The 12,399-nt window shown below is 41.6% G+C and carries 11 protein-coding genes and 1 riboswitch; of the genes, 9 read left to right on the top strand and 2 right to left on the bottom strand.

Going from position 1 to position 12,399, the window contains the following annotated elements; genetic code table 11:
• Nucleotides 1-7 precede the first annotated feature (7 nt).
• Nucleotides 8-1,144 carry an ABC transporter substrate-binding protein gene (locus ACLI1A_RS04790; RefSeq protein WP_411406653.1) on the bottom strand — a complete coding sequence of 379 codons (1,137 nt, stop codon included), beginning with the start codon at nt 1,142-1,144 and terminating at the stop codon, nt 8-10.
• Between the two features lie 55 nt (nt 1,145-1,199).
• Nucleotides 1,200-1,408, top strand: a riboswitch (cobalamin riboswitch).
• 30 nt (nt 1,409-1,438) lie between these two features.
• Here ACLI1A_RS04790 and ACLI1A_RS04795 point away from each other — a divergent pair.
• From ACLI1A_RS04795 to ACLI1A_RS04805, 3 genes are all read left to right on the top strand, one after another.
• On the top strand, nt 1,439-3,265 hold the full coding sequence (locus ACLI1A_RS04795) for a TonB-dependent receptor plug domain-containing protein (protein ID WP_411406655.1): 1,827 nt from the start codon (nt 1,439-1,441) through the stop codon (nt 3,263-3,265).
• A gap of 11 nt (nt 3,266-3,276) precedes the next feature.
• Nucleotides 3,277-4,344 carry a YncE family protein gene (locus ACLI1A_RS04800; RefSeq protein WP_411406657.1) on the top strand — a complete coding sequence of 356 codons (1,068 nt, stop codon included), beginning with the start codon at nt 3,277-3,279 and terminating at the stop codon, nt 4,342-4,344.
• 359 nt (nt 4,345-4,703) lie between these two features.
• Nucleotides 4,704-4,955, top strand: coding sequence for a hypothetical protein (locus ACLI1A_RS04805; protein WP_411406659.1), 252 nt, complete (start codon nt 4,704-4,706; stop codon nt 4,953-4,955).
• An 88-nt stretch (nt 4,956-5,043) separates the two neighbouring features.
• Here the strand turns inward: ACLI1A_RS04805 and ACLI1A_RS04810 are convergent, their stop codons facing one another.
• Entirely contained in the window at nt 5,044-7,197 is a 2,154-nt protein-coding gene (locus ACLI1A_RS04810; protein ID WP_411406661.1) for a TonB-dependent receptor, read from the bottom strand.
• A gap of 177 nt (nt 7,198-7,374) precedes the next feature.
• Here ACLI1A_RS04810 and ACLI1A_RS04815 point away from each other — a divergent pair, with 177 nt between their 5' ends.
• The 6 genes from ACLI1A_RS04815 to ACLI1A_RS04840 all read left to right on the top strand — a co-directional run bounded on the left by ACLI1A_RS04815 (nt 7,375) and on the right by ACLI1A_RS04840 (nt 12,387).
• Nucleotides 7,375-7,776, top strand: coding sequence for a hypothetical protein (locus ACLI1A_RS04815; protein WP_411406663.1), 402 nt, complete (start codon nt 7,375-7,377; stop codon nt 7,774-7,776).
• 95 nt (nt 7,777-7,871) lie between these two features.
• Nucleotides 7,872-9,119: a hypothetical protein gene (locus ACLI1A_RS04820; RefSeq protein WP_411406665.1), complete on the top strand. Its 1,248-nt coding sequence runs from the start codon at nt 7,872-7,874 to the stop codon at nt 9,117-9,119.
• Between the two features lie 14 nt (nt 9,120-9,133).
• On the top strand, nt 9,134-10,345 hold the full coding sequence (locus ACLI1A_RS04825; protein WP_411406667.1) for a hypothetical protein: 1,212 nt from the start codon (nt 9,134-9,136) through the stop codon (nt 10,343-10,345).
• Nucleotides 10,346-10,360: 15 nt separating this feature from the next.
• Nucleotides 10,361-11,560 (top strand): outer membrane beta-barrel protein, encoded by a 1,200-nt coding sequence (locus ACLI1A_RS04830; protein ID WP_411406669.1) that lies wholly within the window; start codon nt 10,361-10,363, stop codon nt 11,558-11,560.
• A gap of 56 nt (nt 11,561-11,616) precedes the next feature.
• Nucleotides 11,617-11,988, top strand: coding sequence for a VOC family protein (locus tag ACLI1A_RS04835; protein WP_411406671.1), 372 nt, complete (start codon nt 11,617-11,619; stop codon nt 11,986-11,988).
• Between the two features lie 9 nt (nt 11,989-11,997).
• Complete coding sequence (locus ACLI1A_RS04840; protein WP_411406673.1) at nt 11,998-12,387, top strand: VOC family protein; 390 nt, start codon at nt 11,998-12,000, stop codon at nt 12,385-12,387.
• Nucleotides 12,388-12,399: the final 12 nt, after the last annotated feature.

Here is a 12,399-nt window from a genome sequence, read left to right on the forward strand (position 1 = left end):
CAATGTATTATTTTAATTGTTCAAAAAAATGCAGTTTGTATCCCGGCAAAAGCTCCGGATGGAATATGTATACCAGGTCTTTAAGTACCAGGTCGGGGCGGTTTGGAGCCAGCTCATAAAAGATAAGTCCTCCGGTTTTACCCGTTTTATTGCTGTACGAATATACCCTTTTTTCCCTGAAAGCCTTAAACTGCGCATAGTGCGGGTTGGCTTCCTGCATTTGTAGTAATGAAGTATACTGCCCAGGCCCTATCCATACATCGGCATTTTGTGCGCGTTCCAGCACCTGCTCAAACGAAAGGCTCAGGCTGCCCGTACCTTTAGTATTGGCCCAAAAGTAAGTTCCCCCGGCATCTTTATAAAACTGCGCAAACCAGCTGTCGCCCTGCGGCATCAGCCATTGATCATTCAGCATGGCGCCTGCCATAACGGTAGGTTTTTGTTTGACCACCTGTGCAAGTTTCAGGGCTTCATTATAATCTTTTTCAATACCTGTAAATATTTCGTCTGCCTTATCATCAAGTCCATACAGCGCCCCAAAAAGTTTTATCCATTCGGCTTTACCCATAGGGGTTTGTTCAGTCCAGTCGCCGTTGTACAATACTTTCAGTCCGGCATTTTGTAGCGCTTGCAGGCTTTTATTGGCACCATCTACCGCAAAGGCCACTATGGCATCGGGTTGCAGGTCTACGACTACTTCGGTGTTCAGGCTTTCATTGGCACCGGCTTCTTTTATCTTTCCGCCATCAATAAGCGCCCTTGTCTTTTCAGATGAAATATAATTCGTTCCGGGAAAACCCACCAGCGTATTTTCTACCCCCAGAATTTCCAGCGACGGAATGTGCGTTGTACTCGTAGCTACCAGTTTTGTTACCGGTACATTTACCACAGTGTATTGCTTTAGGCTATCAGGTAGCACGGCACCTTTTTGCAACATTACGTAAGTAAATGTGGTAGTGGCATCGGGCCACGGACGGGTAACTTTTACAACACTAAAGTCCTTGTATCTATACAATCGAAGCCCTTTGGCGTACTTAATGCTGTTGGCCTGCACAGATTGTGTAACATCTTTTTTTGCAGATTCTCCCTTACAGGAAAATAATGCCAGAGAAAACACAAAAAATATAACGGTAAGCTTTTTCATAAAAAATATTCGGTGAGGGCAAAGGTATAAATTACAATGTTTCAACAAAACGTTTATCTTTGCAGCGGTTTAAGGTTGTAGGTGCACTAACGTGTACATGCATTAAAAGGGAATCAGGTTAAATACCTGGGCTGTTCCCGCAACTGTAAGCTTATCCCCACACGGGGAGGCTGTTGTAGCTCTGCTAAGCCACTGTCTGTAAAAGATGGGAAGGCACACAACAGTACGCAAGCCAGGAGACCTGCCTTAAGCATAACAAAACGTATGGCCTTCGGGAAAAAAGGCTTACCGGTTATGGCATTAAGAAATCTGTTTATCGCATTGTTTATTTTAGGGTTCGCTATAGCACGCGCCCAGCAGGATACTATTGCCCTTAAGGAAGTAGTAATATCTGATACACAACTGCATGATTTTGCCAAAACACAATCGGTACAGCAACTTTCAGATTCTACCATTGCCCGCAGCGGAGCCTCACTTACGGCATTACTGCTAAACAATTCTGCCATATACTTTAAGGAAAATGGCCCCGGCATGGTATCATCACCATCCTTCAGGGGTACCTCAGCACAGCAGACCGCCGTAGTGTGGAACGGAATCAACATCAATTCGCAACTGAACGGGCAAACCGACTTTAATACCCTAAACGCACGTGATTTTACCGAAGTAGCCGTAAAAGCAGGTGGCGGCAGCGTGGTATACGGCAGCAGCGCCATAGGCGGCAGTGTACACCTGGATAACAAACTACTGTTTAACAAGCACTTTAACAACGAACTTCGTGCCGATGGTGGCAGCTACGACACCTACGGGCTGAACTACAAGCTTGATGCAGGTACCGAAAATTTCAGTGCGGGGTTATCTTTAAGCCGCAATGGCAGCGACAACCGCTACAAATATCCCGGCTACAATACCTACAACGACAACGGTCAATTTTATAACACCAGCCTGAACTCAGCACTGGGTTTTAAGCTGAATAACAAGAACATACTGCGCCTGTACAACTATGTTTTTGATGGCGAAAGGCATTTTAGCCGTACACTTGCGGCGCCTTCTAAGAGCCTGTATAACGACACCAATACCCGCCACCTGCTGGAATGGACGGGATTGTACGGCAAATTTACATCGCGTGTTAAGGCTGCATACCTGTACGAGTATTTTAAATACCACGAAAGCTATACTTCGCCTACATACAGCTACGGCAAAGTACAAACCATAGTGGGCCGCTACGATGCACTGTACCAGTTCAACCCAAAGATGAAACTGAACGGCATAGCCGACCTTACGTCTAACCACGGTATAGGCAGCAGTTTTGGCAATAATACGCGTACTACATTTTCGGGAGCATTACTATGGAGCCATGCCGTAACCGACAAGTTTCAATACGAAGGAGGACTACGACAGGAATCGGGTAACGTATACAGCAGCCCGTTGCTGTTTTCGGCAGGAGCCCGCTACACCGTAAACCCGCTGTACAGCATCAGGATAAACGGGTCGAGGAACTTCCGTGCTCCTACCTTTAACGACCTGTACTGGGAAAGTACGGGCAACAAAAACCTGAAGCCCGAACACTCGTACCAAGCAGAGCTGGGCAATATGTTTGAATACAAAAATGTAAAGCTGGGTATTACGGGCTATTACATCAGGCTACAGGATATGCTGCGTTGGGTACCCGGCACAGATGGCGTATGGAGGCCTGAAAACCTGGATAAAGCCAAAAGCTATGGCGCAGAAACAACACTAAGTTACCAAAAAGCGTTCGGCCCGCACCACATAAACCTTGATGCTTCGTACTCATATACCGTATCTAAAAAAGACGGCAGCAATGCTCAACTTATGTATGTACCAAAACACCGTGCCGTGGCTACAGCGGCTTACGCTTATAATCGGTTTTCGGTGTATTACAGGCAGCTATTTACAGGCAAAGTTTACTACACTACCGATAACAGTGCGGGAATTGACCACTATAATGTATCGGGAATTGGTGCACAATACACCTTTAAGGTAATAAAAGGACTTAGTGTAGGTGCACAGGCAAACAACCTGTACAACGAGCATTATATGAACGTAGCCAGCAGGCCGATGCCTGGGCGAAACTATACTATGTATTTAATCTTTAAATTTTAATATAACCCAATATGAAACTGAACAAACTACTACTTACAGCCATTGCAGGATCACTTTTCTTCGTTTCCTGTTCTGATGATGACAACAACAACGATGCTCCACAAGGCACTTATGACAATGGTGTATTTATATTAAACCAAGGCGGCTTTTTGGCCGGTAATGCTTCGGTTTCATTTAATTCAGATGCACTACTTTCAACAGATGTTTACGGTTCTAACAACCCGGGCTTAACACTGGGCGATACCGGACAGGACATAGGCCTGGAGGGAGACTACGCTTATATAGTAGTAAACTACTCTAACAAAATAGAGGTGGTAAACCGCTATAGCTTCCAGCATGTGGCTACCATAGAAGACGGTTTAGAAAACCCTCGTTATATAGCTTTTGAAGGTGGTAAGGCGTATGTAACTAACTGGGGACTTGGCAGCGATACTACAGACGACTATGTGGCAATAATAAACCTTGCTACAAACGAGGTAACCAATACAATACCCGTAGCCGAAGGCCCGGAACGCATTATAGAAGAAGACGGCAACCTGTACGTGGCACACAAAGGTGGCTGGAATTTTGGTAACACAATAACAGTGATTAACGGCCACACAAACACTGTTACAACAACCATAACAGTTGGTGACCTGCCTGATTCTCTTGAAATAGAAAATGGTAACCTATATGTACTAAACAGTGGTCTTCCATATTATGCAGACGCTGAAACACCGGGCAGCCTTAGCGTTATAAACCTTGCTACAAATACGGTAACAAGCACGCTTTCTTTTACCACAGGACAGCACCCTGCTTACCTGGTAGAAGATAACAATACTTTTTACTACACACTGGGCAATGAAATATACAGTATGCCTGTAACCGCTACAAGCCTGCCTACTGCTGCGTTATTTAACGTAGACGGTGAAGGGGTAACAAGCCTGTATGCTTTTGCAGTAAACAACGGTAAAGTATATGTAGCCGATGCCGGTGATTATACATCTAATGGTGATGTATACATCTACTCGCTTAGCGGTACCCTTACATCAAGTTTTAGTGTAGGTGTGGCCCCGGCAGGTTTTTACTTTAACAACTAAGAAAACCAATTTTTTTCCAGTTCTTTTTTTAGGTTCCCGCTTGCTATGTCCCATATAGCAGGCGGGATTTTTTATGGTTTAAAACCAAATTTTATCATTATAATACATTTTAACACAAGCCTGTAAGAAACTCTTTCAGAATGCAGTGTTAATTAGCATTCGGATAATGAAAAAAGTTTCTGAACTTTACAAAGTGATTAAAAATCAAAAAGTTACAATCATATTTAAGAAATTATAAAGCGTAAGGATTGTGATTCTTTGAGAAAGACAGATACCGCCTGTGCTACAACCACAGCTGAAGACCATGTAAAGCCACCTTAACTATTATCAACACGAAAATAAACTTTAATACTATAGCCATGAGAACCGCTGATAAAAACCTTGAAAACAGAAATCCTTTACTGATAGGCAGGATTGTAAACCATAACAATTTTAACCTGTTTACCACTAATGGTAATGAAGAACTTTGGACCGGTAGCCAGGATGAAGAGGAAAACTATGAGTACCAATTTGAAGAAGGACACCATGATGCAGGCGATTATATAAACTGCGACCATAGTAATCACAACAGGAGCGACAACCGTTACGGCTGGTACGAACCACAAGAATAAACAATAATACGGGGATTAAATATTTTTAAAACGGAGTACGGCACAGTAGTAAACACTGTGCCGTACTCTATTTATATAAACTTTAAGGCTATAGGTTTTCCAGTTGGTTTGTTTTTTTGTTGTCGCTTATCGTCCAGAAGAAGCCTACAAAAAAGAAACGGCTTGCAGGCTGGGTTATAGCCTGGCGTGCATACATACCATCGGCTCCTGGATTGTTAGCATACGTATAGCCAAATATATTATTGCTCCCCGTAACGTTAGACACAGAAAAGTACAATATCTTTTGTTGGCTGATAAGATAAGCCCAGCTAAGGCTAAGGTTATTGTAGCTTTTGGTATGGCTGTTCATAAAAGCAGCTTCATTGGCATTATCATACGGCCTTCCGCTGTTGTAGCTGTAGGTAACGCCGAGCTGAGAACGCATACTGTCTATCCAGTACTTAGTAACAATAGAAAAATTGTGGCGTGCTATGTATGATGGTGTTACCTCTTTTTCATAATTTCTGTAATCACGCTTACTGTCTATATAAGAATATGAAATCCAATAATCAAGGTAGCGTATGCTTTTGCTATCCCTGTAAAACAAATCAATACCCTGCGCATAGCCATACCCCTTGTTATTATAATTACTATCGTAAGCAGCCTGTGTACCATCATATTTTACAAGGTTGTTATAGTCTTTATAATAGGCTTCAGCCCTAAAGGTTTTGCCTTCGGCATTGTACATGTAGTTAAAAATATAGTGTGCTGTGGTTTCGTATTCCAGGTTACGGAAGTATTTCAGGTAATCCTGCTTTGGCGTTTGATGAAAATCGCCATAAGCTAATGAAAACTGTCCTTTTTTTCCGGGCTTATAGCCCAGTGCTACACGGGGTTCTACAGCACCCTGCCCTATTACGCTACTATATGTAGTACGCACACCTGCCTTAAGCGCAAAATCTTTAGAGAAAATCAAATCGCCTTCGGCATAGCCGGCTGTAATACCATTGTAGTAACCGCTGTTGTATGAAAATCCGGCTGGCTCATTGTAGTCCTCGCTAAAGTCAGTAATAAAATGGTCGGCCCCAAAGGTTACCTTAAATCGGCTGCCAAATCCTTTAATAACTTTAAGTTTAAGGTGAGCACTGTTTTCGGTATTTTTCACCCTGTTTTCATCAAGACCAATTTTATTATGGCTGTACCCATAGCCAATGCCCGCTTGCAGTGTCCATTGATTGCCCAGCGAACCTTTGTAAGACGTATTCATGTACAGGTTATCGTTGTTTATACCGGTACGTATGGGTTCGGGTTGGTTTACGTCGTCCTGGTTTACGCTAAAATCAGAATGATCAAAGGCAGTGTAAAATTTTATGGTACCGCTTGCCAGCTTATAGCGGTAAACCGTTTCACCTGAAAAAGTTTGGTATGCTTTATTCCACGATACGTTTTGTGGTACTACCCACTGATAAGGCTGCAGATTAATATAAGAGGTATTAACACTCAGCGAGCTTTTTTCCCATTTAGAGGTGTGCCCCACTCCTGCCCCTACCGTCATAAGCGATACGTCGGTACGTGCCATGTCGGGCTCTTCAATGGTATTCATGAGCAAAACACTGGACAGCGCCTCACCAAACTCAGCCGAATACCCTCCGGTAGAAAACGTCATCCCCTTAAAAAGGAAGGGCGAAAAACGCCCGCGTGTAGGCAGGTTATTTGCCGTAGCACTGTAAGGTTGTGCCACACGGATACCGTCTACAAAAGTTTGTGTTTCGTCCGACTCGCCACCGCGTACAAACAGCCTGCCGCTTTCGCCCACCGTTTGCGTACCGGGCAGGGTTTGCAGGGCGGCAATAATATTACCCGCCGAACCTGCTGTGGTAACAATATCCATGGGCTTAAGCGCCGTAACCTTGGTATTATCACCGGCACTAAACGTACCTGCCGATATTACCACGGCATCAAGCGTATTAACGCTTTCACGAAGTTTAATATCCTGAGGTGTATAGTTTTCTATATTAACAGGCTGCTTTACATTTTCAAATCCTAATGAGGTTATAGACAATATTTGGCTCCCGGTAGCATCGGTCGTAAAGCTAAAAGTACCGTCTTCGCCTGTTATTGCACCATCATAAGTACCATCTACAAATACATTTGCATATGCCACCGGGTGGCCTTTGGCATCGGTAACCTTACCCGTAAGAGTTGTTTGTGCCTGTATTATCAGGCAGCTTAAAAATGTAAATAGCGTAATAATTGTTTTCATAACTGGTTCGTTTTTGATACCGCAAAGATGTATATTACCTATTAGCTAAGCCAAAAATTGTTACCGAACTGTAGCATAAGCATGACGAAATGTAACCGTAACGAGAGAAATCGAAATAGTAATGTTATTTTTTATATTTTAGCCCTGCCAAAACAAAAGTAACTACTAATACAGCCTATGAGGTTATATAAATTACTGATACCTGTAGTTTGCAGTATAGCATTGTCTTCATGTAGTGCAGATAATGACACTGAAGAACTTAACGGTACATGGAAACTGATAAATGCTACTGCCGCCGATGGCGCAAATATAGAATATGAAGAAGGTGCTGTGGTATGGCTATTTAATGACCAAAGCCATTCCCTTACGGTAACCACCACCCTAATGACACTTACAACAGATACCTACGCCGGCCTGCCCGGAGGAACATACGAATATTATGTTCAAAAAAATCGTGGAGTAAACTACCTGTATGTTAACGGAGAAAACGAAGGTGCATATGTAATAACGGGCTCTAACCTGGTATTAAGCACCAGTGCATCGAACCAAAACGGCACCACGCGGGTATTTAAACGCTAAAAAACATTTTACAGCAAAGCCACTTTAACCGGTGGCTTTTTTTATGCTTTTATCTAAAAAAGTTACATTTGCATTTTTATTAAACCAATCAAATCATGAAAAAACTCCTGATGGCATTACTGTTAATGCCGTGCTTCAGCATTTTTGCACAAATTAAATTTGAACAAGGCTATATTGTTAATAACGAAGGTGTAAAAACCGAATGCCTTGTAAAAAACCGCGACTGGCACCAAACCCCGGAAAGCTTTGAATATAAGGTTTCTGAAAATGCCGCAGTAGAAAAAGCCACAACCGAAAACACACTCGAGATAAGTGTAGGCAACCAAACTTTCAGGAAGTATACGGTAAATATAGACCGTTCATCTGATGCGGTAGCATATCTTACAACCAGCAGCGATCCTGTGTACCAAAGAGAAAAAGTATTTTTAAAGGTAATGGTTGCGGCGCCTGTATCATTATACAAATACTATGATGGCGAAATGCTGCGCTACTTTTATTCTACTCCGGATATGGAAGGGCCTCAACAGCTTATCTGCAAAATGTACAGGGGCAAAGTAGATCGTGAAGACAACAAAATCCTATACAATAAAACCTATAAGAGTACCCTTCAAAAGCTGATGAGGGATAAAATTGTTGATGCCACAGTTTTTAAGGACTTAGACTATAAAGATAAAGACCTTGTAAAATTATTCAATTCTTACAATGGCATTACTGCTGATAAAAGCAGCGTTGCTGAAAATGAAGAGAAAAGCCGTGGTAAAATTCACCTGAAAGTTACTGCAGGTGCGCTGCTTGCATCATTAAAAGCAGACTTTGCTACGTATGCCGACGAAGAATTTGATTCGGGTAGTAAGGCCATTGCCGTAATGGGTGCCGAAGTAGAATGGATACTACCTATTAATAAAAACAAATGGGCATTTTTTATAGCGCCGTCGTATATGTCGTATACCAATAGTAGTTCTAAAACCTACGGCGAAGGCATCAGCCAGACTTACAACAAATGGGATGTGGACTATAAGGCCATAAACGTGCCTTTAGGTGCCCGTTATTATATGTTTTTAAACGATAAGACAAAACTTTTTGTAGAGGGCACTTATGTATACAGCACTGGCTTGGGTGATTCTAAACTAACCTTTACTGAGGGTAACGTTAATGGTCCGTCGTTAGTTGTAGATGCAGAAATAAAAAAGCAATCGAGCTATATGGCCGGCTTGGGGGTTTCTTATTCAAAGTTTGCGCTTAGCGTTCGTTACTTTGGTAAAAGATCTATTACCAACGGCTACGGAAACTGGAGCTCAAATTTTACAGGTATAGGCGCCTTTGCCAGTTACACCATTTTTTAAACAACAACCAATAAATGAAAAAATTACTCTTATCCCTACTACTTTTCCCTATCGCGGTTTTTGCACAAATTAAATTTGAACCGGGTTATTTTATAGATAACAATGGTACAAAAACAGAATGTCTTATCCGAAATATAGGGTGGAAAAACAATCCGAAAAGTTTTGATTATAAACAAAATGAAACAGCCTCTTCCCTGAAAAATGAACTAACAACCGTTTCTGAATTTAGTGTGGGTTCATATCATTTTAAGCGCTTTACCGTGAATATAGACCGTAGCAGTAATGATGTTAGCGAAATGAGCAACGAGAAGCAGCCGGTTTATGTACAGGAAACCGTTTACCTTCTAGAACTTGTATCAGGCAATGCTACTTTGTATAAATATGAGGATGGTAACCTGCTCCGTTTCTTTTACAGTAAGGATGGTTTAAACCCGGAGCAACTGGTATATAAACCCTATAAAGCCGACGATGGTATAGCGTACAACAGTACCTACAAAGGACAGCTGTACAGGCTGATGAATGATAAGATTAAGGATAATGAGCTTATAAAAAAAACAAATTGCTCTGAACGCGAACTTACAAAGCTATTTTTAAAATATAATGGTCAGGAAAACCTTCCGGTAACCCAAAATACAGAAACAAAACACACCTTTAATTTTAGAGTTGTTGCAGGAGCCGGATTAATAACGACCAAAAATACAAACCGAAATTTAGACGTTAGCATGGATATGGATGCTAAAATAACTCCACAACTGGGTTTTGAAGCCGAATGGGTGCTACCTGTAAACAGAAACAAATGGTCAGTATTTGTACAGCCTTATTATCAATCATATTCACAAACTGGAAGTACTTCCAGGTATGAAGGTATAAGCACTGAGTACTATAACTGGGATATTAAATACACCAGTATAGATGTGCCACTGGGCATTAAGCACCATTTTTTCCTGAATGCTGGCTCAAAAATATCGTTAAGTCTTGCATATCTATATTCGTTTAAGCTGGGTAATAACAAAGTGAAATTTTCCAGCACCAGCAATTTTTCCGAATATCAAAACCAGGCTGATATTACTAACAGTTCCGGGCTAATGGCCGGCCTTGCTTATCATTATAAAAATGCAGGTATAGAAATGCGTTACTATTTTCAACGAGAAATAATGAACAATTACGCATTTTGGGGCAGCAAATACTCTGGCACAGCATTACTTTTGAATTACAAGATTTTCTAAATAAAAACCTAACCAATGAAAAAATTACTTTTATCACTAATGCTTTTCCCTATTGCGGTTTTTGCACAAATTAAATTTGAACCGGGTTACTTTATAGATAACAACGGTACAAAAACAGAATGCCTTATTAAAAACGTAGCCTGGAAAAATAGCCCAACGTCGTTTGACTATAAGCTTAGTGAAAATGATACCGAAAAGCAGCAACAAATAACCCATGTATCGGCATTTGAAACAGGCGGGTATAAATTTGAACGTTATACGGTACAAATAGAACGCTCGCTTACTAATGTGGGGTATATGGATACCAAACCTGCTCCTGATTATACCACCGAAACACTTTTCTTAAAAGTAATTGTTGAAGGTAAAACAACGCTGTACGGTTATGAAGACGGTAACGTACGCAAGTTCTTTTATAAAACCGGCACCGATAATGTACCGCAGCTTTTACTGTTTAAACAATATGAAGAAGAGCAAATGGTTAAGGAAAATAAACGCTACCAATACCAGCTTGCATTTTTGTTTGCTGACGCAAAGCTTCCTCAAAGCGCCTTTGCAAGAGTTAAATACAGTGAAGAATCGTTAAAAGATTTCTTTATAAAAAACAGCGGCGTCGAAGGTACTGAAGCCGCAGTAGATAAAACTGTGCATCAAAACAAATCGAAATTTATGCTGAGGGTAACCGCAGGCGCGGCTATGTCTTCCCTTAAAATGGAATCGTCTCTGGGCACGTATCCTGATAATTATGATTTTGATGCTAAAGCCGTATTTAACGTAGGAGGCGAAGCAGAAATGGTATTACCGTTTAATAACAACAAATGGTCGGTTTTTATAAGTCCTTACTTTACATCATACAAAAATGACGGAACAAATATGCCTGCACAGGGCAGCCAGGTACCCCAGCACTGGAGTGCCGAGTTTAAATCGATAAGCATACCTGTTGGTTTCCGTTATTATATGTTTTTAAACCAGAGTTCTAAAGTGTTTATAAATGTTGCCTATGCTATTAATGTAAATATTGGCGATGGCAAATTGCAAAAAAACACAACTGTCTACGACCTTTCAAACCGCCTGAACTGGCTGGCAGGTGCAGGTTACAGCTACAAACGTATTAATGCAGAGCTACGCTACACTTTTAACCGTGATTTAATTAACTACGCTTATCGTTCTGCACTTTACAGCAGCTATGGACTGGTGCTTTCGTACCAAATTTTGTAATGCTTAAATAATTGTTCCGGATTTAATTGTGTAATTTAACTAAAAATTAAAGTACCATGACCATTCCGCAACAATACCTGCCTGTAATGCCGTACATTATTGTAGATGATGCAGTGGCATTTCTTGATTTTTGTAAAAATGTATTTAGCGCACTAGAGCAGCTTATAGTACCCGGCGAAAGCGAAAGAGCCATAATGCATGGCGAAATAAGGATTGGCGATGCCGTGATTATGTTTGCCGGTGGCAGCGAACAGTGGGGAACCAAAACAAGCGGAATGTTTATATTTGTAAATGATGCCGATGCCATATACAACGCTGCACTGCAGCATGGAGCAACATCGCTAATGAAACCCACGCAACAAAACTACGGTTACAGCGGCGGATTTGAAGATCTGTTTGGTAACCAATGGTGGATTTGCCAGGGATAAATCTAAGTTATGAACATACACAAAATACACCATACTGCCATAATATGCAGTAACTACGAAGTTTCAAAAACGTTTTATACCGATGTGCTGGGGCTTAGCGTGCTTGCAGAGGTATACCGTGAGGAAAGGCAGTCGTACAAGCTGGATTTAGCCCTTAATGGTGAGTATGTCATAGAGCTATTCTCCTTCCCTGCCCCACCGGCAAGGCCATCGCGCCCAGAAGCAGTAGGATTACGCCACATAGCCTTCCAGGTACCGGATATTGAGGAAACCCTGAAATGCCTGGATGAAAAAGGCGTTGCATACGAGCCACTTCGCATAGATGAGTTTACCGGAAGCCGCTTTACATTCATTGCCGATCCCGACGGATTACCGATAGAATTTTATGAGGTAAAGTAATTACCGATATTA

Source organism: Flavobacterium sp. RHBU_3 (genome assembly GCF_046613565.1).
Taxonomy (GTDB): Bacteria; Bacteroidota; Bacteroidia; order Flavobacteriales; family Flavobacteriaceae; genus Flavobacterium.

Bases quoted from the DNA above. Each gene is read 5' to 3' on its own strand.
- ACLI1A_RS04790 (WP_411406653.1), bottom strand. From the start codon at position 1,144: ATGAAAAAGCTTACCGTTATATTTTTTGTGTTTTCTCTGGCATTATTT.
- ACLI1A_RS04795 (WP_411406655.1), top strand. From the start codon at position 1,439: ATGGCATTAAGAAATCTGTTTATCGCATTGTTTATTTTAGGGTTCGCT.
- ACLI1A_RS04800 (WP_411406657.1), top strand. From the start codon at position 3,277: ATGAAACTGAACAAACTACTACTTACAGCCATTGCAGGATCACTTTTC.
- ACLI1A_RS04805 (WP_411406659.1), top strand. From the start codon at position 4,704: ATGAGAACCGCTGATAAAAACCTTGAAAACAGAAATCCTTTACTGATA.
- ACLI1A_RS04810 (WP_411406661.1), bottom strand. From the start codon at position 7,197: ATGAAAACAATTATTACGCTATTTACATTTTTAAGCTGCCTGATAATA.
- ACLI1A_RS04815 (WP_411406663.1), top strand. From the start codon at position 7,375: ATGAGGTTATATAAATTACTGATACCTGTAGTTTGCAGTATAGCATTG.
- ACLI1A_RS04820 (WP_411406665.1), top strand. From the start codon at position 7,872: ATGAAAAAACTCCTGATGGCATTACTGTTAATGCCGTGCTTCAGCATT.
- ACLI1A_RS04825 (WP_411406667.1), top strand. From the start codon at position 9,134: ATGAAAAAATTACTCTTATCCCTACTACTTTTCCCTATCGCGGTTTTT.
- ACLI1A_RS04830 (WP_411406669.1), top strand. From the start codon at position 10,361: ATGAAAAAATTACTTTTATCACTAATGCTTTTCCCTATTGCGGTTTTT.
- ACLI1A_RS04835 (WP_411406671.1), top strand. From the start codon at position 11,617: ATGACCATTCCGCAACAATACCTGCCTGTAATGCCGTACATTATTGTA.
- ACLI1A_RS04840 (WP_411406673.1), top strand. From the start codon at position 11,998: ATGAACATACACAAAATACACCATACTGCCATAATATGCAGTAACTAC.